The following is a 22,858-nucleotide window of genomic DNA, read 5'->3' as shown; positions in this document are numbered from 1 at the left end:
GCTGCGCCGCGTACGGGGGCGGCCGACCATGCCACACTGGTCTAGACAACGAGGCACTCCCGGAAGGCACCCCGCATGGCCGAGCGCCGCGTCACCGTCGGATGGGCCGAAGGGCTGCACGCCCGCCCCGCCTCGATCTTCGTCCGGGCGGCCACCGCCATCGGCATCCCCGTCTCCATCGCCAAGCCCGACGGCACCCCGGTCAACGCCGCCTCCATGCTCGCCGTCCTCTCCCTCGGCGCCCGAGGCGGCGACCCCGTCGTCCTCACCTCCGACGCCCCCAACGCCACCCCCGCCCTCGACCGCCTCGCCCACCTCGTCCAATCCGGCCTCGAAGACCTCCCCACCGACTGACCCCCGGGCCCGACCACCCCGCCCACCCGGGGAGCACGCCGCACCGAAATGGCGCTGCCGTTCGGTGACCGGACCACCCCCGCCTGCGCGGGGAGCACTCGGTCGCGGGCCCGCTCGGCGCCGCGCTGCGCGGACCACCCCCGCCTGCGCGGGGAGCACGGGGCCACGTGGGTGATCATCCGCCGCCAGGCCGGACCACCCCCGCCTGCGCAGGGAGCACAGGACCCATATGCCCATGGGCAACGGGCCGAGCGGACCACCCCCGCCTGCGCGGGGAGCACACACCCAGCGTGTTCAAGGCATCGCCGAGGAGCGGACCACCCCCGCCTGCGCGGGGAGCACGACCCGATCTACGGGCGGCCGGACCGGAAGGTCGGACCACCCCCGCCTGCGCGGGGAGCACCGTCGGCAGGGGCCAGCGGGCCCGCTTCAGCGCGGACCACCCCCGCCTGCGCGGGGAGCACTCGGAGGGCGCGCCGTCGCCTGCGGTGGCCGACGGACCACCCCCGCCTGCGCGGAGAGCACTTCACGACGGTCGGCGCGGTCGGCCTGGCGGTCGGACCACCCCCGCCTGCGCGGGGAGCACTCGTTGAGCTGCGGCCGGATGTTGGCGTACAGCGGACCACCCCCGCCTGCGCGGGGAGCACCCGCCCCTAGCTGCGGCCCGCCATGATCGGTGCGGACCACCCCCGCCTGCGCGGGGAGCACCGAGCATGGGCCTGGCCCGCCACCGTCGACCTCGGACCACCCCCGCCTGCGCGGGGAGCACCGGTCGAGGGCGCGGGCGCCGGCGGCGGCCTACGGACCACCCCCGCCTGCGCGGGGAGCACCCGGTCAGTGTCCCATCCACCGACGTGCGTGGCGGACCACCCCCGCCTGCGCGGGGAGCACGCCAGCTCTCGCTGGGTGGCTCCCTCCTCCAGCGGACCACCCCCGCCTGCGCGGGGAGCACTCATCATGAACGCCCCGTACGACCTCACCATGCGGACCACCCCCGCCTGCGCGGGGAGCACCGCCGAGAGTCGCGGAGAGTGGCCAAGTCCAACGGACCACCCCCGCCTGCGCGGGGAGCACGATGATGTGGTGGGCTAGGACGGCGCGCAGGCCGGACCACCCCCGCCTGCGCGGGGAGCACGTCGCCCTCGCCTCCGCCCTGGCCGTGATCGCCGGACCACCCCCGCCTGCGCGGGGAGCACTGCGGTGATCGCCTGATCGGCGCGGAAACCCGCCGGACCACCCCCGCCTGCGCGGGGAGAACACTTCGCGACCTGCGGCTTCAGAGGCGCTTTGCCATTTCTTGACCATAGCGGATTCTCATCACCATCCCATGGTGTCAGAGGCGTGTGATGAAGTACGCGGGGCTGGAGTAGGGGAGCGCTCAGGAGGGGGCGGCGTGATCGATACACGGCTGTGGGGGAAGTCCGCCGGGCTTGAGAAGCCGTACCCGCTGATGGGTCATCTCGTGGACACGGCGATGGTCGCCGGAGCCGTGTGGGATGGGGCTTTGACGGTGGTGCAGCACGCGGCGGTGGCCGAGGCGCTGGGTGTTGCGATGGCCGAGGCGAGACGGCTGGTGATGTTCTGGGCGGGCCTGCATGACATCGGCAAGATCCTTCCCCGGTTCCAGGACATGGCTGCCCAGGACAGGCCCGCACACTGCGCGTTCCTCAGCGAGGAGACGTACGCGCATGACCGGGAGCGCGACAGCCAGGCCGAGAAGATCCGTCATGAGTGCGCCACGAGCCGGGCGCTGCCGCAGTTGTTGGCTGCGCTCGGGTACCCAACGGCGGGACGGCCTGCCCGGCTGCTGCTGACGCAGGTCGCCCAGTTGCTCGGCGGTCACCACGGTCGGTATCCCTTGGGCGTAGAGCCGCAGGATCTGCGTGATCCGCTGCGCCGCCTGCCGGAGTTGGGGATCGGCGGCTGGGCGGATCAGCGGCGCGAGCATGTGGCCGCTCTGCACGGGGTGCTCGGCCGGCCTGAGGCGCCCGTCGCGCGGGCGATGCCGGTGGAACTGGCGGTGGTCGTCGCGGGAGTGGTGATCGTCTCCGACTGGCTGGCGAGCCAGGACCATGTTGTCTCGGCCCAGCAGGCAGCAGCGGATGAGATCGGCGGTCTCCGTACCCCTCAGTCGCTGCTCGCGCACGCGAAGCGCGCCTCGGAGGCGGCTCCCGCGCTTGTCCGGGACGCCGGGCTGGGCCGTGCGTCCTTTCGCCGCCACGGGTTCGCCGGGCTGTTTCCGGAGATCGCTCGGCCCCACCCGTTGCAGGTGAGCATTGAAGCGGGGCTTCCAGGTGCGGTGTCCGGGCCGGGCGTACTGCTGGTGACCGCTCCTCCCGGAGAGGGGAAGACGGAGGCCGCTCTGTATGCCGCAACGGTGATGGGTGCAGCCTGCGGCAGTGGCGGCCTGTTCTTTGCCCTGCCGACCCAGGCGACGGCCAACCAGATGTACGACCGCGTAGTGGGCTTCGCCAGGAGGAATCTGCTGGATTCGGCGCAGGTGACCCTGCTGCACGGCTCAGCGGACCTCAACGAGCGCTATGCCGAGCCCTCTCCGAACGACGACGGGGTCGAGCCTCGTGTGCTGTCCGACCACGACGGCGGCCTCCGCGAGTCGGCCGAGGTATCCGTCGTGGCCAGTCGATGGCTGCGGTTGCGGGGGCGCGGCATTCTGGCTCCCATCGCCGTCGGAACCGTCGATCAGGCGCTGATGGGCGTCCTCCCCCTGAAGCGGAACGCCCTGCGCCATCTGGGGCTGTCCGGCAAGACGGTCGTGGTGGACGAGGCCCACGCCTACGACGCGTACACGCATGCGCTGCTGCTCCGACTGCTGGTCTGGCTGGGCGCGATGGGTGTGCCGGTGGTGCTGCTCTCCGCGACGCTCACCGGCGAGACCGCCGCCGGTCTGGTTGAGGCGTATCTGTCCGGAGCCGGCCGTGAGCCCGGGTCCTACAGACTTCCCCCACCTGCGTACCCGGGCTGGCTTTATGCCGACGCACGCAGCGGATCCCTGACCGCGCCCGAGGAGCCGGTGGGCAGCGTGCGGGCACGGAGGCTCTCCGTGGATGTCCTACCGGTCACCCACACGTACGACGCCACCGCGCCTGACGGGCGCCTGGCCGCTCTGATCAGGGAACTCCACGGTGTGACAGCCGAGGGCGGCTGCGCTGCGGTGATCTGCACGACCGTGGCCGAGGCCCAGAGGACGTACGAGGCACTTCGCGACCACTACCGGGAGCACTACGGACCCGCCTACGCGGGCTGGGACGACCGTTCGACTGACGACGCGGCAAGGCAGGACGCCGAGGCCGGTCCCCGGCTGCGGCTGCTCCACGCCCGCTTCCCCGCGCGGCGCAGGGCTGCGATCACGGCGGAGGCTGAGAGCTGGTTCGGACGGATCGACAAGGAAGGCATACGGCGCCCGGAGCCTCCGCGTGGCACTGTGCTCGTCTCCACCCAGGTAATCGAACAATCGCTCGATCTTGATTTCGACCTGATCGTGTCCGACCTCGCGCCGATGGCGCTGCTGTTGCAGCGGGCCGGCCGGGTCTGGCGGCACTCCGAACCCGGCCCGTCGCGCCCCGCGTGGTGCAGGGAACCCCGACTCGCGGTCCTCGCGCCGGTCGGGGACGACGGGCGGCTGTCGGTACCGGCCGCCTGGGGCGATGTGTACGCTCCTTCGCTGCTCCAGCGCACGCTGGAACTGATGGAGCGCAGGAAGAGCGACCCCGTGCGGGTACCGGAGGACGTACAGCAGCTGATCGATGAGGTCTACGCCCCGGAGTTCACCTCCACCGACCCCGACGCGCTGATGAAGCGGGATATCAAGCGCCTCACCGACGACATGGCGCGTCGCGGCCTTGCCGGGATGGTCATGCTTCCCCCGCCCGCGATGGTCGGCTCCCTGCACCAGCTCACCACCAGCGATGCGGACGAGGACCTCGTCGCCACCCGGTTGGGAGCCGAGACCGTCCAGTTGCTGCCGGTCTTCTACGACAGCGAGGGGAAGCGGTGGCTGGACGAAGCATGCACGATCCCGTTCCCCGAGCGCGGGAGCCGGAACGACGGGCGCTTCACCCGCGTCGAGATCCGCGCTCTCCTCGGCCATGTGGTGCCGCTCGCTCATGGCCCATGGCGTCAGGCATGCGCTGAGGCGAACGATCCCCCGGCATCCTGGCGCAGGGAGCCGCGACTGGCCCGACTCGTCCTGCTGCCGCATCGGATCGTCGCCGGCGATGGGTTGGCGGGGGCGGTCCTGGGCGACTACACCCTGACGCTCACGCACTCGCTCGGGCTGGTCATCAGCAGGGCGCAGAAGTCATAGCTAACGCCACCTAGCGTCTTCTTTCATTCTCCTGACACGGCGCCAGGCACCCCGCTACGGTTTGAAGCGTCCGGACCGGGGTGCCCCGGCATCCAGCCGGGGCACCCCCTGACCCCCGCCTGCGCGGGGAGGGGTGTGTCCTCCGGAGCCCACTCACACCACCGAGCGTCGGCCCACCTCCACCTGCGCGGAGCCCCCCAAAGCTACGTCACCGCGCAGGTCAGGTACGCCGGGTAGCACGATTCCTTCACCTATCGAGGTGCACCGCCCGCCATGACTGCTGAGCCTCCTGACGACCACTTCGACCTCCGCACCCGACCGTGGATCCCCGTCAGGACCAAGGAGGGTGCATCCAGCATCGGTCTGCGCGACCTCTTCCTCGACGCGCACCGCATCGACGGACTGGCTGTGGCGCTTCCGCCTGCCGCCTCGGGGCTGATGCGCGTGCTGTGCGCGATGGCCGCACGGATCACCACTCTGCACACAGCGTCGAACAACGACGACTGGCAGGACCTCCGCTACGACCTGCTGGAGGCATCGGAGGGCTTCGATCCGTCATCGGTGGACGCATACCTCGGCGAGCACGGCAGCCGCCTACGCCTGCATGACCCCATCCGGCCGTTCCTCCAGGACCCCCGACTGGTGGACCAGTCCCCCAACCGCTCGGGTGTCAACAAGCTGGTCATGGCTCGGCCGGCCGGCAACAACCAGGTCTTCTTCGGACACTTCACGGACGACGAGCAGGTGGCTCTGCCATCCGCCGAGGCCGCCCTGCATCTCATCGCGCAGCTCTACTATGGGCCGTCCGGCCAGTGCACACCACGCACGGTGTCCGGCAAGCGGTTCGGAAACACCGTGGCCGGTCCGTTGCGCCGATCACTGTCGTACCACCCGGCGGGGAGGTCGCTCTTCGAGACACTGCTGCTCGGCATCCCCGCCCCCGGCACATGGCCCCGGCCGGGCCGATCCGGACCTGTCGGCACCGCCCCTGCGGACTCATGCCCGTGGGAACGCGAGGAACTACCGGATCCGCTGGCCCCTCCCTCCGGCGCCGTCGGCCCGCTGTCGGCACTCACCGAGCAGTACCAGCACGCGATCCTGCTCCAGCCCGGGCCGGACCGGGAGAGTGTCGTGGACGCCACGATCACCTGGGCGTTCCGCGAGAACCGGCCGCCGCACACGGACCCGTTCCTGATCTGGGACGAGGCCAAGGACGGCACGCTGCGTGCACGCGACGCCGAAGCCGAACGGTCGCTGTGGCGGGATCTGGATGCGCTCGTCCTGATGAACCGGGGCGACAGCGGCAAACGCCCGCTCATCCTGGACGGCCTGGTGGGCGGGCAGATTCCGGAGGCTGCCTTCCGGTCGCTGCGCGTCTCCGCATACGGCTTCGACCAGGACGGCCAGACCCGGGACCGCACCTACTTCAGCGCCTCCACGCCGCCGCTCTTCGCGCTGCTTGAGACTTCGGAGGAGGCGGGTGACAACGTCCTGGCGCTGGGAGTGAAGGAGGGCCGGGAGGCTGCGGAGAAGGCCGCGCAGCGCATGGAGTTCGCGCTCCGCAGCGCATGGCGCTCGTACACCACCCCGTTCAGCGACGACAAGCCGGGCCGGAACGGCAAGGGTGGCGGCCCGTGGCCGGGCGTGGCACTGGCGGCGTACTGGCCGGCAGCGGAGGAGCGCTTCTGGGACTCCCTGGACTCGGGCGACTTCACGCACGCACTCAGCTCGTTCGGCCGCCTTGCCCTGGAGATCTACGACGAGGTGACCAGGCCGGTCGCGAGCACCCCTCGCGGTGCGAAGGCCCGCGAAGGCGCGCGGGGCCTGGTACGCAGCCTGCTCGACCGGAGCACTTCGTAGCCCCGCTTCCCCTCAGCGACGCAGCGGCGCAGCGGTGCAGCAAGTGACCGAGAAGGAGAAGACATCGGTATGACTACGACAACCAAGCATCCCCCACACGGTGGCACCCCTCCCGGGCCCCGCCACGCTTCCCTGGAGCCGTACGACGTCTTTGTGACCGGCGTCCGCGCCGCCTGCGGCGACCCGGGCACCCAGCAGGCCCTGCGTCGCGGACTGGCCAAGCCGGTGGACGAGGTACCCGCCCGTACACACGCGGCGCTGCTGCGCGGCGGACTGGTCCCTGACGATGTGAGGGGTTCCCGGAGGCGGGCCTACTACGCCGTGGCGGCCCTGATCGCGGCGCGCCCCCGGGCCCAGCGCCTGGCCGACGCCGACGCAGCCACTGGCACCGATACCGACGCCGACGCCGACGCCGACACGGTAGACGGCTCCGGTTCCACCAGGGCCGGAGCACCCGGAGGCACGAGTCTCGGGGAGAGCCTGGCTCTGGCCGTGGTCCGCCAAGGGCCGGACGGCGTCAAGGAGGAGGGGGTGGAATCCCGGCTCCACCTGATGGTCCGCCAGGACGTGGACGGTATCCATCGCATGCTGCCCGGCGTACTGCGCCAGTTGGGTTCGGCCGGGATCGCCGCAGACTACGGCTGCCTGCTGCGCGACCTGACCGCATGGGACCGCTACCGCGATTCGGTGGCGACCCGGTGGTTGGAGCACTACTACCGCACCCTCCGCCGCGAGCGGGCAGCCGCAGCCCGACGCGGCTCCCCCACCGCAGACACCGACAAGGGCTCCGACCCCGGCCCGTCCGCCGAGTGAGCCACACGCCGCACTGCCGTCCGCACTCCCTCCGCTTTCACTCCTCAGCTCACGGAAAAGGATCCGCGCGATGACCGACCCCGCCGACAGGACGTCCGGCAAGCCCCGTTTCCTGGACTTCCACATCACCCAGACGCTGCCCTACAGCAACGTCAACCGGGACGACCTCGGTTCGCCCAAGACGGTCACCTTCGGTGGCACCACCCGTACCCGTGTCTCCAGCCAGGCGTGGAAGAGGCCCACCCGGCTCGCCGTCGAGGAGCAGATCGGCGAGCAGGCCGTGCGGACCCGGCGGCTGCCTCAGCAGGTCGCCGGGGAGTTGGTGGAGCAGCGCGGATGGCCCGCCGACCTCGCCGAACTTGCCGGTGCGCAGATCATCCGCTCCAGCGAGTCCAAGCTGGCGTTGGAGAAGGGTGACCGGACCACCGCCTCCTTGCTCTTTCTTCCCGACACTGCGGCAGCCGCACTCGCCGACATCGCGGAGCAGCACCGCGAGGCACTGGAGAAGGCTCTCGGCAGCAAAGCCGCCGCGTCCAAGGCGCTGCTGCCCAAGGACGCCATCCACAAGATCCTGCGCTCCCGCAACGGCTCCATCGCGCTCTTCGGCCGCATGCTCGCCGAGATCCCCGGTGCCGGCGTGGACGGCGCCGTCCAGGTCGCCCACGCGTTCACCACCCACAGCACGTCCGTCCAGGCGGACTTCTTCACGGCCGTCGACGACGCGGGAGAGTGGGCCGAGGACGCGGGCAGCGCCCACATGAACACCGGCGAGTACAGCAGCGGCGTCTTCTACCGCTACGCCACGCTCGATCTGCGTGACCTCAGCGAGAACGTCCCCGACCGTGCCACTGCCCGTGGCCTCGCCGCCGCGTTCGCCACCGCGTTCATCAGCACACTGCCGTCCGCGAAGAAGACCTCCACGGCCCCGCACACCGTCCCCGACCTGGTGCATGTCTCGGTCCGCTCCGACCGCCCGCTCTCCCTGGCCGCAGCCTTCGAGAAGCCTGTGCAGGCCCGGTCGGAGGGGTGGGGGCAGCAGTCGCGTGAGGCCCTCAGCGACTACGCCGCCCGCATCCAGCGTCTGCTCGGCGACAGCGGGGTGGTCCACAGCGCCCACGCCTCCGTGGACGACAAGGCATGGGACGGACTGGGTCAGCAGGTCGCCTCCTACCCGGAGTTGGTCGCCGGCGCCGTCGCAGCCGTCTGGTCGGCAGAAGGGGCCGGTCAGGCGTGACCGGCTTCCTCCTCCAACTCGGCGCCCCGCTCCAGTCCTGGGGCGAGCACAGTGCCTTCACCGACCGCGACACCGTGGCGCACCCCACACGGTCCGGCCTGATCGGGATGATCGCCTCCGCCCTGGGCATTCCGCGTGCCGAAGCAATCGCCGACGGGGACGCCGGCCCCGAAGCGGCAGCTTCGCTCTTCGCCCGGCTCACCAGGCTGCGCTTCACCGTGCGGACCGACCGCCCCGGCGTCCGGCTGGGCGATTTCCACACCGTGGGCGGCGGATACCCCCAGCACCGGACCGTCCCCACCGCCAAAGGCGGCCGACGGAGTGGCGACACCGCGACCATCGTCTCCCGCCGCCACTACCTGAGCGACGCCGTCTTCACCATCGCGGTCACCGCGCCCGGCCAGGACACCCTGCTCGCCGAGTGCGCCCAGGCACTGGCCGCCCCGCACTGGCCGCTGCACCTGGGCCGCCGCTCCTGCCCACCCGGTGCGCTGCTCCTGCTCCGAGCCGACGTTCCCGACCCGGTCTCCGAACTCGACCGGGTGCCCCTGGCCCGTCCGAAGCCCCGGACCGCCGCCGAAGCGGGAAGCGGACAGCCCGACCCCACCGTCACGGTCCGTTTCACGGCGGACATGCCCTTCCCCTCCGACACGGGCACCGCGCCCTCCGGCAGGGCCGCCGTCACCATGCTCAACGACGAGCCCGTCCGCCTCACTGCACGCGACCGCGTGCACCACGCCCGCCCTGTGTACAGCACCAGCCGGCGGCTGCCGGCGGCTCTGTGCGGCGGATACGGCACGGACTACCTCGATGCGCTCGACGCCTACCTGCACCCCCCGCGTCCCGAAGGAAACGCCTCATGACCACCACAGCGCCCGCCCCCTCGGACGCGGCCACGGAGCAGGCATGGCTGACCCGGCTCCTCCTCAACCCGGGCAACCGGCAGGTCCAGCACGACATCCGCGACGCCGCCGATCTCCACCGCCGCATCATGAAGCTGGTACCGGACGGGCTCGGCGACAGTCCCCGCGCCCACGCCGGCGTCCTCTTCCGGCTCGACACCGACGGGGCAGGCCCGCCCGTCCTCCTCATCCAGACCCGCGTCGCGCCGGACACCGGCCGCCTGCCCGCCGGATACGCACAGGCACAGACCCGGGACATGCGCACCATGCTCACCTCGCTGCGCCCCGGGCTACCGGTCCGGTACCGCCTTCTCGGCAACGCGGTTCGGCGCTGCGGTCCCAACAGCACGGTCGGCAAGTGGAAGCAGGTCATCCCGCTCCACGGGGACGATGCCGACCAGTGGTGGGCCGCCCGCGCGGCGGCAGCCGGGCTGGACCTCCACACCGTCCTGTCCGAGCCAGCCGACGCCCTCACGGCCTGGCACCAGCGCGACGGAGGCAGCGGCCCGCAGAGTCCGGTCAGAGGCCGCGAGCGGCAAGGCGAAGCCATCCGGGTCGCCCACTCGGCAACCCGCTTCGAGGGAGCCGCCACCGTGCGGGACCCCGACGCCCTGCGCAACGCCCTGCTCCACGGCATCGGCCGCAGCAAGTCGTACGGTTGCGGGCTGCTCAGCCTCGCGCCCGGCGGTTCCGGAGCGTGAGACGCCGATGCCGGCCACCCCCACTCCGCACAGCAAGACCTCCGCACGGCGCAGGATCGCCGCACCGACGCTCGCGATGCTGCCCCGCGTCGGTGACTCACTGTCCTTCCTGTACGCGGATGTCGTACGCATCGTCCAGGACGACACCGGCGTCTGCGCCGAGACCACCTCCGCCGACGGTGAAGTCACCCGCGTCTACCTGCCAACCTCGGCACTCTCCTGCATCCTGCTCGGCCCCGGCACCTCGATCACCCAACCCGCTCTGGCCACCTTCGCCCGACACGGCACCACCGTGGTGTGCACCGGCTCCGGCGGCGTCCGCTGCTACTCCGCAACCACACCAGACTCGCTCACAACGCGCTGGCTGGAACACCAGGTCCACCAGTGGAGCGATCCGGAACGGCGCCTGGCCGTGGCCAGGCAGATGTACCTCATGCGGTTCGAAGTGCAGGTCCCGGCCTCCAGTACGTTGCATCAGCTGCGCGGCATGGAAGGGCAGCGGATGAAAGCCCTGTACAAGCTGCTCGCGCAGCAGCACCGGGTCGGCCGCTTCCGCCGCGCGTACGACCCGGCATCCTGGGACGACCAGGATCCGGTCAACCTCGCGCTGTCCTCGGCCAACACCTGCCTTTACGGGATCGTCCATGCCGCACTCGTCGCCCTCGGCTGCTCACCTGCCCTGGGCTTCGTCCACCAAGGGGCGCAGCACGCCTTCGTGTACGACATCGCGGATCTCTACAAGGCCGAACTGACGGTACCGCTGGCGTTCTCCCTTCATGACTCGCCGCAGCCGGAGGGGGAGGCCCGGCGGCGGTTCCGCGAACGGCTCCGACTCTTCAAGCTGCTGCCGCGAATCGTCTCCGACGTCCAGAGCCTCCTCGCCCCCGGAGAGGCCGACCCCCTGCCGGACGGGAAGGCCGTGGACATGGTCAACCTCTGGGACCCGGCGACGGGTTCCGTCCCTGCCGGCGTCAACTACGCCACCCAGGCGGACTCGGAGTGACCTGCCCGCCAACCTCTCAGAGCGGCGGAAACCCATGCCGTCCATGACCGTCCTGGCCACCACCGCCGTCCCCGACCACGTCCGGGGCGCCCTCACCCGCTGGATGCTCGAGCCGACACCGGGCCTCTACGTCGGCACCCTCTCCGCCCGCGTCCGCGACGAACTCTGGTCCGTCGTCTGCGCCTCCATCGACACTGGCGCCGCCGTCCTCATGTACCCCGAAGCCAACGAACAGGGCTTCGCACTCCACACCGCAGGCGAACGCCGCCGCATCCCCGTCGACTTCGACGGGCTCACTCTCATCGCCTTCCGACCCGAGGAGTACCAGGACGCAGCAGATCCCTTCTAGCGCCCCAGGTCAACAAGCGTGTTCCCCGCGCAGGCGGGGGTGGTCCGGCTCTCGGCGCGGTCTGGGACGGCGACCTCAGTGTTCCCCGCGCAGGCGGGGGTGGTCCGTGCTCCAGGACCCGGCGCACCTAGGCGTCCAGGTGTTCCCCGCGCAGGCGGGGGTGGTCCGCGATGATCACGGATGTGCGGCGGATCGCCAACGTGTTCCCCGCGCAGGCGGGGGTGGTCCGCACCAGTCCCGACGGCACGAGCAGCGCGCCGCGTGTTCCCCGCGCAGGCGGGGGTGGTCCGCCGTCCGTCACGGCCGAGCGGATCGCGGTGGCGTGTTCCGCGCGCAGGCGGGGGTGGTCCGAACACGGTCGTCGCGACGGGGTTGCGGGAATCAGTTGGCGATGGCGGAGGGGCCGTCGAAGTCCTCGGCCAGGGCGTCCATAAGCAGTTCGTCGCAGACCTGGCCGAGCCAGTAGCCGGACTGCCTCAGGCGTCCGGCGTGCCGGAAGCCCGCTCGCTCATAGGCGGTGACAGCCCCGGTGTTTGGGGCCAGGACCTTCAGCCAGACCATGCGCACATTGGTGATGTGGAACGCGTAGTCCAGGGTCAGCCTGGTGGCCTCGGCGCCCAGGCCACGGCTGCGAGTGTGCGGCGCGAGCATGATGATGTACTCGGCGGTCCGTACGGCGTGATCGATGATCAGCGCGGTGGTACCGACCGGCTCCGCCTCGTCCCTGCTGGTGTCGTAGACCGTGAACCGGGGCAAGTCGGCCAGGTCTCGCAGTTGGTGCGCCATCCCCTCCGTACGGGCCTCCAAAGACTCGGGCGTCTGTCGGCCGTAGCCGACCAGCGACCTGGGGTCCTGCTCCCAGCGCCAGTACTGTTCCACCAGGTCACTGCGGTAGTCGCCCAGCGCGCAACCCTTTCCACGGATCCACAGAACCGGCTCAGCGTGCTCGTTGATCGGAGCCTCCGGAGATGCATAGAAGGGGCGTATAGGCGGCGGTGGACGCCGGTTCGGCGACCGATTCGCCACTCTTCGTCTGCACCCCATGCGTGCAGCCGTATCGGGTCTGCGGCAACTCCATGGCACCACTCCGCACGCAGTCCGCAGGCAGCCATCAGTAGCACAGCGGCGGCGCCGGACTCCTCCGGGCAGGCCACACGAACCGCAGCGGGGGTCTGCTCGGGTCCGGCGTCCCGGCGGGCGAGGGTGGTTGGACACGACCAGAGCTAGAGCCTCGGGGTCCAGGCGAACGCTCATCGCGCACCGCCCCCGGACAGCGCGAACCGGGCGAACACCGTCTTGCCGCCGCCGTCCTTGGGCCGCCACCACACGTCGTCCGCCAACTCGCGCACGATCAGCAGCCCCCTCCCCGAAGTAGCCAGCAACGCCTCCGGATCGCCTTCCGAATCCGGGCCGAACCCCTCAGCGCGGGGGAGTATCGGCGGGCGCGAATCGTCGTCCGACACCTCCAGAAACAGCCAGGCAGGCCACGCCCTCAGTGCGACACCCGCGCGCGACGCCCCGCAGGCCCCTTCCGTCCGGGCATCGGGCCGTGCGTGCTGCACGCAGTTCCCCAGCAGCTCAGACGCGCAGAGTTGCACCGTCTCCACCAGCGCACCCAGTCCCCAGCCGGCCACCACCAGAGCTGTGAAGTCCCGTACGCGACGACCCGCAGCCGGATCGTCCGCCGAGCAGCCCAGCCACCGCAAATACATCGTCGGGCGCTGCAAGATCAGCTCGGGCATGAAGGGCGCGGCGGCTGAGAGCGGTGTCGCTGTCTGCATCCGGAGGTCGGCGTGCTGGGATTCGCGAGGCACCGCCCGTGTCGTCTCGATCACACAGTCAGCTTCCGGCGCCGGTAAGGCCGTTCACACCGCCTACTACGGACATCTGGCGCACTTTGCCCCTACGCTGAGAAGTGCACCAGACGTCCCAGGGACACTTCGGGGAAAGCCTTGAACGATTCGCTCAGGCGCGCTATGGCCGATGCCAGGATGGGCGAGCGGCAGTTAGCCGAGAAGTGCGGTGTCGATGCCAAAACGGTGGGCAGGTGGCTCGCTGACGCCAGCCGCGTCCCACACGCTCGGCACCGATGGGCCGCAAGCGACGCCCTGGGAGTTGACGAATCCATGCTCTGGCCATCCACCGTCCGGGCAGCGATCAAGACTGGTCCAGACCGGGAAGTCGTGTCCGTATACCCGTACCGCTCCGCCGCCCCCACGTCGCTGTGGCGCAGCCTGATCACCAAGGCGAGCGATGAGCTGACCTTCGCCGGGTACACCAACTACTTCCTGTGGCTGGAACAGGCGAACCTCGGCGGAGCCTTGCGGCGCAAGGCAGAGCAAGGGTGCAGGGTCCGCTTTCTCTTGGGTGAACCCGACAGCGAGACGACCCGGGCACGGGAGCGTGACGAGGACGTCCCTCTCACGCTCTCCATTCGCATCAGGGTGACACTCGCCGAGTTGGAGAAGATCAAGGACACCAAGGGAATCCAGGCCCGCTTCTCCAGCGGCCACACCCACCTGTCCGTCTTCCGGTTCGATGACGACATGATCGTCACCCCGCTGCTGACGCATCGGATAGGCCATGACGCGCCGATGCTGCACCTGCGCCGAAGCCAGGATGACGGCATGTTCGACCGCTTTGCGGCCCACACGGACGAGTTGTGGACGCAAGGCCGACCCGTTTGGGGGAGCACCGATGGCCAGGCGTGACTACGAGGACGACCCCGAGGCCCCCGAGCCCAACAGTCTGGTACCGGCCGCATCGGCGGTCGTGGTGGATGAGCTGGGGCGCATCCTGCTCCAGCGTCGGACGGACAACGGCATGTGGGCCCTGCCCGGCGGGGCCATGAACCTGGGCGAATCCCTGGCGGAGTGCGCCATCCGGGAGACCCTGGAGGAGACCGGCCTGACCGTCGAGATCACGGGCATCGTGGGGACCTACACCAATCCGGGGCATGTCTTCGCCTACGACGACGGCGAGGTGCGCCAGGAGTTCTCCATCTGCCTGCTCGCCCGCCCCGTCAGCGGCACGATCACCGTCTCGGAGGAGTCCCACGAAGTCCGCTGGTTCGCACCGGCCGAGGTCGATGGACTGCCCATGGTGGCCGGCATCCGGAAGCGGGTCGATGACTGGCGCTTCGGCCGGATGCCAGCCGTCCGGTGAGGACGCACAGGGGAAGCCCTGGGCGCCAGATGTCGCTGGTGGGACGCGCCCGGGACGTCAGCCCTTGACGCAGACGACCTGCTTGAGTTGGGCGACGACCTCGACCAGGTCGCGCTGCTGGTCGATGACCTTTTCGATGGGCTTGTAGGCGGCGGGGATCTCGTCGACGACGCCGCTGTCCTTGCGGCACTCCACGCCCTTGGTCTGGGCGGCGAGGTCGTCGGCGGTGAAGCGCTTCTTGGCGGCGTTGCGGCTCATTTTGCGGCCGGCGCCGTGGGAGGCGGAGTTGAAGGCGGCGGTGTTGCCGAGGCCGCGGACGATGTACGAGCCGGTGCCCATGGAGCCGGGGATGATGCCGTACTCGCCGGAGCCGGCGCGGATGGCGCCCTTGCGGGTGACCAGCATGTCCTGGCCGTCGTACCGCTCCTCCGCCACGTAGTTGTGGTGGCAGGAGATCACCTGGTCGAAGGCGACCTTGGTGCGGCGGAACTCCCGGCGGACGGTGTCCTGGAGGAGCGCCATCATCAGGGAGCGGTTGTGCTTGGCGTACTCCTGCGCCCAGAAGAGGTCCTGCCGGTACGCCGCCATCTGCGGCGTGTCCGCGATGAAGACCGCCAGGTCGCGGTCGACCAGGCCCTGGTTGTGCGGCAGGTAGCGGGCGATGCCGATGTGGTACTCGGCCAGTTCCTTGCCGATGTTGCGGGAACCGGAGTGCAGCATCAGCCACACCGCGCCGTCGGTGTCCAGGCAGACCTCGATGAAGTGGTTGCCGCCGCCCAGCGAACCCATCTGGGAGTGGGCCCGTTCCCGGCGGAACTTCACGGCCTCGGCCAGTCCGTCGAACCGCTGCCAGAAGTCGTCCCAGCCGGCGGTGGGCAGGCCGTGCAGGCGGCGTGGGTCGACCGGGTCGTCATGGCCGTGGCGGCCGACCGGGATGGCCTCCTCGATACGGGAACGCAGCCGGGAGAGGTCGTCGGGCAGGTCGCGGGCGGTGAGGGAGGTCTTGACCGCGCTCATGCCGCAGCCGATGTCCACGCCGACCGCCGCCGGGCAGACGGCGCCCTGCATGGCGATGACGGAGCCGACCGTCGCGCCCTTGCCGAGGTGTACGTCGGGCATCACGGCGAGGCCGCTGATCCACGGCAGGGAGGAGATGTTGCGCAGCTGCTGCATGGCCTGGCCCTCGACGGTGGCCGGGTCGGTCCACATGCGGATCGGCACCCGGACGCCGGGCACCGCGGTGTACGCCATGGTCGGTACGACCTCCAAGGTCGGTTGCTGGTCCGTTGCTCCACTGCGGGAGGCGGGATTCGCCACGCATCCGTCCGGCGTGGCTCGGGAAGTCTGCGCACCACGGGACCGCCTGCTCCCCCGTGGGAGGCGGCCCCGGGTGCTGCTGCGGGATGCGCGGGGTGGCTAGCGCCAGGAGCGCATCGGGCGACACGACCGGGTGAGGCGGAGTCGTGGGGAACAGCAGGCACGCTGGCGCTTGCGTCGTGGTTCGACCCGCATGACGTCCGCCTCCTTTCGGTGTGTTGCGGGGGCCGGTGCTGATGCCGGACCCGGGCCCGGGTGTCGGGCGCGGCCCTATCTACCCACGGCGGGGTGGTGGCCCGCAAGGGGATTTGACGGGGGCGCTGCCGGGGTGCGGGGGTGGCCGGGGTGCGCTGCAATCGGGGGATGGAGTGCGTCTTCTGCGCCGTGGTCGCCGGGTCGGTTCCGGCGCATGTGGTCCACCGGGACGAGTGGACGGTGGCGTTCCTGGACCGTCGGCCGCTCTTTCCCGGGCACACGCTGGTGGTGCCGTACGGGCATGTGGAGACGCTGGCTGAGCTGCCCGCCGAACTGCTGGAGCCGTACTTCTCGGTGGTGCAGCGGGTGGCGGCGGCGATGGAGGGGGCGCTGGGCGCGGCGGGGTCGTTTGTGGCGGCCAACAACCGGATCAGCCAGTCGGTGCCGCATCTCCATGTGCATGTGGTGCCCCGGAATCCCAAGGATGGGTTGCGTGGATTCTTCTGGCCCCGGGGTCGCTACCGCGACGAGGAGGAGGCGGCCGAGGTGGCGGACCGGCTGCGGGCGGCGTTGGAGGGGTGAAGGGGTGGTGGCTCTACTGCGGCGGGAAGTCGAGGTGGAGTACGGGGACGGTTGGCCAGATGGCGGGGCGGGCGGCGGTGACGTGGTCGAGGATCAGCAGGCCGGGTGGGCCGGTCTGCGGGGCGGCCAGCTGATGGGGTTTCAGGAAACGGAATTCGGGATCGGCGGTCTGCTCGGTCCGCATCGCGGCTCGGGCGGCGGCGTCCGGTGGGCGGGCCGTGGTGCTGGTACTGGTGGTGGTGGAGGAGGAGGGGGCTTCGGGGGAGCAGGGGCGGCGGTGGGGAGGGGGTCGCCGGGGGTGGTCCAGACGGTGGTGCCGGGCGTGCAGAGCCCGGCCAGCAGGGCGGCGGTACCGGCGGCGGTGCGGGAGCGTACGGCCAGGTCGGCGTCGTGGCCGGTGGCGACGGCCGCCACGGCGTCGCGGGTGCGGCGGTCCGGTGGTTCGATGCCCAGCGTGTGTACGGCCTGCTCCAGGGTGAGCGGGCGGTCGTGGCCGCGCCGCACGGGCCAGTGTGGGAAGGCCGGGTCGGGCCAGGTGTACGGGAGATCGTCGGGGAGGCCGGGTTCGAAGACGGCGCGGTAGTGGGCGGGGTCCTTGCGCAGCAGGGCGGAGCGGTGGCTGAGGTGGACGGCTTCGTCGCCGAGCCAGGGCGGGAGCAGCCCGGCTGCGGCGAGGTCGCATTGCGGGCGGGGGCCGCCGGGTCCGGTGTACTCGCGGAGTTGGTCGGCGACGGTGTCGCGGTGGCCGAGTTGCTGCCAGCGGTGGCAGACGGCCAGGCCGTAGGCGGCGAGGGCGGGGACGAAGCCGCGCCACATGGCGACGGCGGGGTGGTTCTTCCAGCCGTACACGGGCCAGACCAGGGCGCGCGCCACCTGGAGAACCTCGACGCGCTGCTTGCCGAGCCGCCGGGTGTCCAGCACGGCCGCGCTGGCGGCGAAGTCGGGGTAGGGCAGGAAGGTCTGCACGCGGTGTCGGGTGCCCCGGGCGGCGGGGGTCATTCGGGATGGGGAGGAGAAAGAACGCGGGGCTGTGGGGGTGTGGTGAGGAGCGGAGGGAGTGGTGGGGGGTGGGCGGTGGCGTGACGCGGTGGGGGTGGGGTGCGCGGGGTCACGGGGAGCGGAGGGAGTGGTGGCGCGGTGGGGGTGTGGTGAGGACCGGAGGGAGTGGTGGGGGGTGGGCGGTGGCGTGACGCGGGGGCGGTGGGTGGCGGGTGGAAAAGCGGGTGCGCCGATGGGGGTGGCGGGTTAGCGTGCGCGGCGGTTGGGGCGAGGGTGGGGAGGGTCATGGCGGGGTTCGAGGTGCTGCTGATCGGCGGGCGGTCGGGGGTGGGCAAGTCGACGGTGGCCTGGGAGGTGTCGCGGCTGCTGCAAGGGTCCGGGGTGGCGCACTGCGTGATCGAGGGCGACAACCTGGACTCGGCGTATCCGGCGCCGCCGGGTGATCCGCGCCGTACCGCCCTGACGGAGGCCAATCTGGCGGCGCTGTGGCGGAACTACGCGGCGCTGGGCTACCGCCGCGCGCTCTACACCAACACGGTGAGCGTGCTGGAGAGCGGGATGCTGCTGCGCGCCATGGGCGGGCAGGGCCGAGTGCTGGGGGTGCTGCTGACGGCGGAGGACGGTACGGCCGCCGAGCGGCTGGCGGGCCGGGAACGCGGTTCGGGGCTGGCGGAGCACCTGGAGCGCAGCGAGCGGGCGGCGCGGCGGCTGGCCGAGCAGGCGCCGCCGTGGGTGGTGCGGGTGGCGACGGACGGGCGGACGGTCGCCGAGGTGGCGCGGGAGGTGGTGGCGGCGACGGGCTGGGACGGGGGCGGCAGACCGTCCGTCGAACGGGTGGTGGAGGCGGTCGCCCGGCTGACGTCGGGCGCCCCGGGAGGGGCGGCGGCCACCCGGCTGGTCGCGGTGGACGGGCCGGGCGGTTCGGGCAAGTCGACCCTGGCGGCGGCGGTCGCGGAGCGGCTGCCGGGCGGCGCGGCGGCGACGGCGGTGGTGCACGGCGACGACTTCTACCGGCCGATGGACGAGCAGGAGCGGGCCGGGCTGAGCCCGGAGCAGGGCTACCGGCGCTACTTCGACTGGGAGCGGCTGCGCCAGGAGGTCCTGGAGCCGCTGCGAGCGGGGCGTCCGGCGCGCTACCGCCGGTACGACTGGGCCACCGGCGCGCTGGGCGGCTGGGCGGAGGAGGTGCGGCCGGGCGGGGTGGTGCTGGTGGAGGGCGTGTACACGGCGCGGCCGGAGTTGGAGCGCTGGTACGACCTGACGGTCTGGGTGCACACCTCGCGCGAGGAGTGCCTGCGCCGGGTGCGGGCGCGCGGCGAGAACGACGAGGCGTGGATCGTGCGCTGGCGCGCGGCGGAGGAGTACGGTGCGACGGCCACGCGGCCGGAGCTGCGGGCCGGGCTGGTGGTCGGCGGAGCGTGAGGGGGGACGGCGGGATGGCGCTGGGGCGAAGAGGTGCGCGGCTGATCGTGGTGGACGGGGCCGAGTACCGCTGGCGGGTGCGGCCCCGGCCGACGTACTGCCAGGAGATGGGGTGGTCGGCGCTGGCGTTCGCGGTGGAACGGGTCGAGCGCGGTGGCGGCGACGACGCGGCGGGCGCGGGCGCGGTGCTGGTGGTGGACGTCGGGGCGGCCCGGCCGGACAGCCGGCTCGGGTGCCCGTCGCTGAGTGTGCTGCCGTCGACGGTGGCGGCGGCGGTGCGGCTGGCCTTGGGGCGCGGCTGGCGGCCGGACCGGCCGGGCAGACCGTTCCTGGTCGGCCCGGAGGACTGGGCCGAGGGGTGGGCCAAGGGACGGTCGGCGGAGCGGTCGGCGGCCCGGGGACCGGCGGAGGGTGCTCCGCCGGTCCCGGGTGCGGCGTGACGGGTCAGGGCAGGACGGATCAGGGCAGGACGGGTCAGGGCAGGACGGGTCAGGGCAGGACGACGGTGACGTCGCCGATGCCGAGCTCCCTGACCGGGTCGGCGATCACCGAGGCGTCCCCGACCAGCACGGTGACCAGCCGCTCCGGCGGGAACGCCGCGACCACGGCGGCGGTCGCCTCGGCGGTGGTGACCTCGGCGAGCCGCCGGTAGACCTGGGCCTGGTAGTCGTCGGGCAGTCCCTGCTCGACCTGGTCGGTGAGGGTGCCGGCGACGGCGGCGGAGGTCTCGTACTTCAGCGGTGCCACGCCGACCAGGTTCTGCACGGCGACGTCGCGTTCGGCGTCGGTGAGGCCGTCGGCGGCGAGGGTGCGCAGCACGGTCCAGGTGTCGGCCAGCGCCGGGGCGGTGGAGGGGGTGTCCACCGAGCCGGTGATGGCGAGCAGGACCCGGCCGGAGCCGTCGGGCGCGGAGCGCAGCGGCTGGCTGAGGGCGCGGACGCCGTAGGTGTAGCCCTTCTCCTCGCGGAGCACCCGGTCCAGCCGGGAGGTGAGGGTGCCGCCGAGGCAGTAGGTGCCGAGCACCTGGGCGGCCCAGACGTCGTCGTGGCGGTCGGGTCCGACGCGGCCGATGAGCAGCTGGGTCTGCACCGAGCCCGGCCGGTCCACGATGATCACGCGGGCGTGGTCGTCGGCGGTGACCGGGGCGGTGGTGCTGGGTTCGGCCTTGTCGCCGGTCCAGGCGCCCAGGGTGCGGCCGAGGATGCCGGGCAGGTCGACGCCGTCGAGGTCACCGACGATGACGGCGGTGGCGGTGGCCGGGCGGACGTGTGCGGTGTAGAAGTCCCGTACGGCGGCCCGGTCGATGCCCTGGACGGTCTCGGCGGAACCGGCCCGGGGCCGGGACAGCCGGTCGGCGTCGTCGAAGAGGTCGCCGTAGAGGGCGAAGGCGGCGCGGCGGGCGGGGTTGGCCAGCTCGTGGACGATCTCGTCCAGGCGGTTGGCGACCAGCCGCTCGATCTCGTGCTGGGGCAGGGCGGGGGCGCGCAGCGCGTCGGCGAGCAGGGTGAGGCCGCGCTCCAGGCGGGAGGCGGGGACCTCCAGGGAGACCCGTACGCAGGGGTGGTCGGCGTGGGCGTCCATGGTGGCGCCCGCCCGCTCCAGCTCGGCGGCGAACTCCTCGGCGGTGAGGGTGTCGGTGCCCTCGCTGAAGGCCCGGGCGAGGATGGTGGCCACGCCGTCCAGGCCCTGCGGCTCGGCGGCGAGCGGCGCGTCGAGCAGCACCTCTACGGCGACCAGTTGCTGGCCGGGCCGGTGGCACTGGAGCACGGTGAGGCCGTTCTCCAGCGTGGAGCGGTCGGGGGCGGGGAACGCCCACGGGGTGGGGGTGCCCGCCTCGGGGCGGGGGTGGAAGGTCATGGTGGGCGTGATGCCGGTCATGCGGCGCCTCCCTCGGTGGCGTCGGAGGCGTTGGAGGCGTTGGAAGAACCAGCGGAGTCGGCGGAGATCTCGGATGCGTCCGGAGTCTCCGGCGCGGCTTCGGTGGTTTCGGGGTGGACGGGTTCGTAGACCAGGACGGCCCGGTTGTCGGGCCGCAGCCGCTGCGCGGCGACGGCGCGGACCTCCTCGGCGGTGACGTCCAGGACCCGGGAGAGCGCGGTGTTGGCCCGGCCGGGGTCGCCGAACAGGACGGCGAAGCGGCACAGCTCGTCGGCGCGGCCGGAGACGGTCTGGAGCCGGTCCAGCCACTCGCGCTCGATCTGGGCCTGGGCCCGCTCCAGCTCCTCCGGGGTGGGCCCCTCGGCGGCGAAGCGGGCCAACTCCTCGTCCACGGCCGCCTCGATGGACTCGACGGTGGCATCGCCGGAGGTCTTGACGTCGAGCCAGCCGAGCGAGGGCGCCCCGGCCAGCCGCAGCAGGCCGAAGCCGGCGGCGACGGCGGTACGGTCGCGGCGCACCAGCCGGTTGTAGAGGCGGCTGGACTCGCCGGAGCCGAGCACGGTGAGCGCCAGGTCGGCGGCGTCGGCCTCGCGGGTGCCGTCGTTGGGCAGCCGGTAGGCGGCCATCAGGGCCCGGGAGGGGACCTCCTCGCGGACGGTGAGCCGCAGCTCCTCCCCCATGACGGGCGGCAGCGAGCCGTCGCGCGGCTCGGGCTTGCCGTCGTGCGCGGGGATGGTGCCGAAGTACTTCTCGACCCAGCGCAGTGTCTCCTCGGGGTCGATGTCGCCGACCACCGAGAGCACCGCGTTGTTGGGCGCGTAGTAGGTGGAGAAGAAGGCGCGGGCGTCTTCGAGGTCGGCCGCGTCCAGGTCGGCCATGGAGCCGATGGGCGTGTGGTGGTAGGGGTGGCCCTCGGGGAAGGACATCGCGGTGAGCTTCTCAAAGGCGGTGCCGTAGGGCACATTGTCGTACCGCTGGCGGCGCTCGTTCTTCACCACGTCGCGCTGGTTGTCCAGGCCGTTCTGGTCCAGCGCTGCGAGCAGCGAGCCCATCCGGTCGGCCTCCAGCCAGAGGGCGAGCTCCAGTTGGTGGGCGGGCATGGTCTCGAAGTAGTTGGTGCGCTCGAAGCTGGTGGTGCCGTTGAGGGAGCCGCCGGCGCCCTGGACCAGCTCGAAGTGCCCGTTGCCCGGGACGTTGGCCGAGCCCTGGAACATCAGGTGCTCGAAGAGGTGGGCAAGGCCGGTGCGGCCCTTCACCTCGTGGCGGGAGCCGACGTCGTACCAGAGGCAGACGGCGGCGACCGGCGTGAGGTGGTCCTCGGAGAGCACCACGCGCAGGCCGTTGGCCAGGCGGTGCTCGGTGATGGCAAGACCTCCGGAGGAGGAGGCGGGGGCCGGGTTGGCCATGCTGGTCGGGTCCTTCCCGTCGCTGCTCGGTGCTGGTTCCTGCTCGCGGGCGGGGGCACTGCGCCCTCGCGCTGCCCCATTGTGGTGCAACGAACGGGACGCCCGGAGATGCCCGCGCGGACGGGGTGTTCGCCGCAGGCGGACGCACTGCCGGTACGGCGGGCACGCGGTGGAGGTGCCGTGGCCGCGCGGTGGAGGCGCGGCTGCCGCGGTGGAGGCGTGGCTGCCGCGGTGGCCGTGCGGCGGGCGCCGTGCGGAGCCCCCTGCGGGGTGGTGGCCGGGAGTGTCCGGGGAAGGGGCCACAATAGGGAGCCGCCGTAGGGCCGCCGTGCCCGTACGGCGTCGATCGACGCT

The 22,858-nt window shown here is 71.9% G+C and carries 20 protein-coding genes, 1 pseudogene and 2 CRISPR repeat arrays; of the genes and pseudogenes, 15 read left to right on the top strand and 6 right to left on the bottom strand.

Annotated elements, in window-relative coordinates; all coding sequences use genetic code 11:
* Positions 1-75: 75 nt before the first annotated feature.
* The 9 genes from C7M71_RS22850 (at position 76) to cas2e (ending at position 11,540) form a co-directional block, all read left to right on the top strand.
* Positions 76-354, top strand: a complete 279-nt coding sequence (locus tag C7M71_RS22850; protein ID WP_111491394.1) for an HPr family phosphocarrier protein — start codon at positions 76-78, stop codon at positions 352-354.
* A gap of 69 nt (positions 355-423) precedes the next feature.
* Positions 424-1,612: direct repeats of the CRISPR family, unit length 29 nt; unit sequence CGGACCACCCCCGCCTGCGCGGGGAGCAC.
* Between the two features lie 135 nt (positions 1,613-1,747).
* Positions 1,748-4,678, top strand: a complete 2,931-nt coding sequence (gene cas3, locus C7M71_RS22845; protein ID WP_111491395.1) for a CRISPR-associated helicase Cas3' — start codon at positions 1,748-1,750, stop codon at positions 4,676-4,678.
* 273 nt (positions 4,679-4,951) lie between these two features.
* The gene (casA, locus tag C7M71_RS22840) at positions 4,952-6,538 is read left to right on the top strand and encodes a type I-E CRISPR-associated protein Cse1/CasA (protein ID WP_111491397.1); all 1,587 of its coding nucleotides are present in this window, start codon (positions 4,952-4,954) and stop codon (positions 6,536-6,538) included.
* 69 nt (positions 6,539-6,607) lie between these two features.
* Positions 6,608-7,351: a type I-E CRISPR-associated protein Cse2/CasB gene (gene casB / locus C7M71_RS22835; RefSeq protein WP_111491398.1), complete on the top strand. Its 744-nt coding sequence runs from the start codon at positions 6,608-6,610 to the stop codon at positions 7,349-7,351.
* A gap of 70 nt (positions 7,352-7,421) precedes the next feature.
* On the top strand, positions 7,422-8,585 hold the full coding sequence (cas7e, locus tag C7M71_RS22830) for a type I-E CRISPR-associated protein Cas7/Cse4/CasC (RefSeq protein ID WP_111491400.1): 1,164 nt from the start codon (positions 7,422-7,424) through the stop codon (positions 8,583-8,585).
* Complete coding sequence (cas5e, locus tag C7M71_RS22825; RefSeq protein ID WP_111491401.1) at positions 8,582-9,448, top strand: type I-E CRISPR-associated protein Cas5/CasD; 867 nt, start codon at positions 8,582-8,584, stop codon at positions 9,446-9,448. Before cas7e ends, cas5e begins: the two co-directional genes overlap by 4 nt.
* Entirely contained in the window at positions 9,445-10,188 is a 744-nt protein-coding gene (gene cas6e, locus C7M71_RS22820; protein ID WP_111491402.1) for a type I-E CRISPR-associated protein Cas6/Cse3/CasE, read from the top strand. The genes cas5e and cas6e overlap by 4 nt, the downstream gene beginning before the upstream one ends.
* Positions 10,189-10,195: 7 nt before the next feature.
* Entirely contained in the window at positions 10,196-11,191 is a 996-nt protein-coding gene (gene cas1e / locus C7M71_RS22815; RefSeq protein WP_229758863.1) for a type I-E CRISPR-associated endonuclease Cas1e, read from the top strand.
* Positions 11,192-11,225: 34 nt separating this feature from the next.
* Complete coding sequence (gene cas2e, locus C7M71_RS22810; protein ID WP_111491404.1) at positions 11,226-11,540, top strand: type I-E CRISPR-associated endoribonuclease Cas2e; 315 nt, start codon at positions 11,226-11,228, stop codon at positions 11,538-11,540.
* 18 nt (positions 11,541-11,558) lie between these two features.
* A CRISPR array of direct repeats spans positions 11,559-11,891; the repeat unit is 29 nt; unit sequence GTGTTCCCCGCGCAGGCGGGGGTGGTCCG.
* 30 nt (positions 11,892-11,921) lie between these two features.
* On the opposite strand, the gene C7M71_RS22805 is transcribed toward cas2e, so the two are convergent.
* On the bottom strand, positions 11,922-12,419 hold the full coding sequence (locus tag C7M71_RS22805) for a GNAT family N-acetyltransferase (RefSeq protein WP_111491406.1): 498 nt from the start codon (positions 12,417-12,419) through the stop codon (positions 11,922-11,924).
* A gap of 371 nt (positions 12,420-12,790) precedes the next feature.
* Complete coding sequence (locus C7M71_RS22795) at positions 12,791-13,375, bottom strand: ATP-binding protein (protein WP_111491407.1); 585 nt, start codon at positions 13,373-13,375, stop codon at positions 12,791-12,793.
* A gap of 141 nt (positions 13,376-13,516) precedes the next feature.
* Here C7M71_RS22795 and C7M71_RS22790 point away from each other — a divergent pair, with 141 nt between their 5' ends.
* Positions 13,517-14,251: a DUF5919 domain-containing protein gene (locus C7M71_RS22790; protein WP_322975190.1), complete on the top strand. Its 735-nt coding sequence runs from the start codon at positions 13,517-13,519 to the stop codon at positions 14,249-14,251.
* Positions 14,238-14,705, top strand: coding sequence for an NUDIX domain-containing protein (locus tag C7M71_RS22785; protein ID WP_111491410.1), 468 nt, complete (start codon positions 14,238-14,240; stop codon positions 14,703-14,705). The genes C7M71_RS22790 and C7M71_RS22785 overlap by 14 nt, the downstream gene beginning before the upstream one ends.
* Positions 14,706-14,762: 57 nt before the next feature.
* On the opposite strand, the gene C7M71_RS22780 is transcribed toward C7M71_RS22785, so the two are convergent.
* On the bottom strand, positions 14,763-15,956 hold the full coding sequence (locus tag C7M71_RS22780) for an RtcB family protein (RefSeq protein ID WP_111491411.1): 1,194 nt from the start codon (positions 15,954-15,956) through the stop codon (positions 14,763-14,765).
* Positions 15,957-16,385: 429 nt separating this feature from the next.
* On the opposite strand from C7M71_RS22780, the gene C7M71_RS22775 reads away from it, so the two are divergent.
* Positions 16,386-16,799: an HIT family protein gene (locus C7M71_RS22775; RefSeq protein WP_111491412.1), complete on the top strand. Its 414-nt coding sequence runs from the start codon at positions 16,386-16,388 to the stop codon at positions 16,797-16,799.
* Positions 16,800-16,940: 141 nt separating this feature from the next.
* Here C7M71_RS22775 and C7M71_RS32980 read toward each other — a convergent pair whose 3' ends face one another.
* Positions 16,941-17,765, bottom strand: a complete 825-nt coding sequence (locus C7M71_RS32980) for an MSMEG_6728 family protein (RefSeq protein ID WP_322975189.1) — start codon at positions 17,763-17,765, stop codon at positions 16,941-16,943.
* Between the two features lie 318 nt (positions 17,766-18,083).
* Here C7M71_RS32980 and C7M71_RS32735 point away from each other — a divergent pair.
* The 3 genes and pseudogenes from C7M71_RS32735 to C7M71_RS22760 form a co-directional block, all read left to right on the top strand.
* A pseudogene (locus C7M71_RS32735) lies at positions 18,084-18,602 on the top strand (adenylyl-sulfate kinase); the annotation flags it as partial.
* Positions 18,582-19,220, top strand: a complete 639-nt coding sequence (locus C7M71_RS32045) for a uridine kinase family protein (RefSeq protein WP_265737701.1) — start codon at positions 18,582-18,584, stop codon at positions 19,218-19,220. The pseudogene C7M71_RS32735 and the gene C7M71_RS32045, both read left to right, overlap by 21 nt.
* A 14-nt stretch (positions 19,221-19,234) precedes the next feature.
* A complete protein-coding gene (locus C7M71_RS22760) occupies positions 19,235-19,660 on the top strand; it encodes a hypothetical protein (RefSeq protein ID WP_114914511.1) in 426 nt (141 codons plus the stop codon).
* 49 nt (positions 19,661-19,709) lie between these two features.
* Here C7M71_RS22760 and C7M71_RS22755 read toward each other — a convergent pair whose 3' ends face one another.
* Together C7M71_RS22755 and C7M71_RS22750 are read right to left on the bottom strand one after the other, a co-directional pair.
* Positions 19,710-21,098: a M16 family metallopeptidase gene (locus C7M71_RS22755; protein WP_111493032.1), complete on the bottom strand. Its 1,389-nt coding sequence runs from the start codon at positions 21,096-21,098 to the stop codon at positions 19,710-19,712.
* Positions 21,095-22,504, bottom strand: a complete 1,410-nt coding sequence (locus C7M71_RS22750; RefSeq protein WP_111493031.1) for a M16 family metallopeptidase — start codon at positions 22,502-22,504, stop codon at positions 21,095-21,097. Before C7M71_RS22750 ends, C7M71_RS22755 begins: the two co-directional genes overlap by 4 nt.
* Positions 22,505-22,858 lie beyond the last annotated feature (354 nt).

This window comes from Peterkaempfera bronchialis, from assembly GCF_003258605.2.
In the GTDB taxonomy this organism is placed as follows: domain Bacteria; phylum Actinomycetota; class Actinomycetes; order Streptomycetales; family Streptomycetaceae; genus Peterkaempfera; species Peterkaempfera bronchialis.
This window is presented reverse-complemented; position numbering and strand designations above follow the sequence as displayed.

What these genes read in the sequence shown, in the direction of transcription:
- C7M71_RS22850 (WP_111491394.1), top strand. Translation starts at nt 76, where the DNA reads ATGGCCGAGCGCCGCGTCACCGTCGGATGGGCCGAAGGGCTGCACGCC.
- casA (WP_111491397.1), top strand. Translation starts at nt 4,952, where the DNA reads ATGACTGCTGAGCCTCCTGACGACCACTTCGACCTCCGCACCCGACCG.
- casB (WP_111491398.1), top strand. Translation starts at nt 6,608, where the DNA reads ATGACTACGACAACCAAGCATCCCCCACACGGTGGCACCCCTCCCGGG.
- cas7e (WP_111491400.1), top strand. Translation starts at nt 7,422, where the DNA reads ATGACCGACCCCGCCGACAGGACGTCCGGCAAGCCCCGTTTCCTGGAC.
- cas6e (WP_111491402.1), top strand. Translation starts at nt 9,445, where the DNA reads ATGACCACCACAGCGCCCGCCCCCTCGGACGCGGCCACGGAGCAGGCA.
- cas1e (WP_229758863.1), top strand. Translation starts at nt 10,196, where the DNA reads ATGCCGGCCACCCCCACTCCGCACAGCAAGACCTCCGCACGGCGCAGG.
- cas2e (WP_111491404.1), top strand. Translation starts at nt 11,226, where the DNA reads ATGCCGTCCATGACCGTCCTGGCCACCACCGCCGTCCCCGACCACGTC.
- C7M71_RS22790 (WP_322975190.1), top strand. Translation starts at nt 13,517, where the DNA reads ATGGCCGATGCCAGGATGGGCGAGCGGCAGTTAGCCGAGAAGTGCGGT.
- C7M71_RS22785 (WP_111491410.1), top strand. Translation starts at nt 14,238, where the DNA reads ATGGCCAGGCGTGACTACGAGGACGACCCCGAGGCCCCCGAGCCCAAC.
- C7M71_RS22780 (WP_111491411.1), bottom strand. Translation starts at nt 15,956, where the DNA reads ATGGCGTACACCGCGGTGCCCGGCGTCCGGGTGCCGATCCGCATGTGG.
- C7M71_RS22775 (WP_111491412.1), top strand. Translation starts at nt 16,386, where the DNA reads ATGGAGTGCGTCTTCTGCGCCGTGGTCGCCGGGTCGGTTCCGGCGCAT.
- C7M71_RS22760 (WP_114914511.1), top strand. Translation starts at nt 19,235, where the DNA reads ATGGCGCTGGGGCGAAGAGGTGCGCGGCTGATCGTGGTGGACGGGGCC.
- C7M71_RS22755 (WP_111493032.1), bottom strand. Translation starts at nt 21,098, where the DNA reads ATGACCGGCATCACGCCCACCATGACCTTCCACCCCCGCCCCGAGGCG.
- C7M71_RS22750 (WP_111493031.1), bottom strand. Translation starts at nt 22,504, where the DNA reads ATGGCCAACCCGGCCCCCGCCTCCTCCTCCGGAGGTCTTGCCATCACC.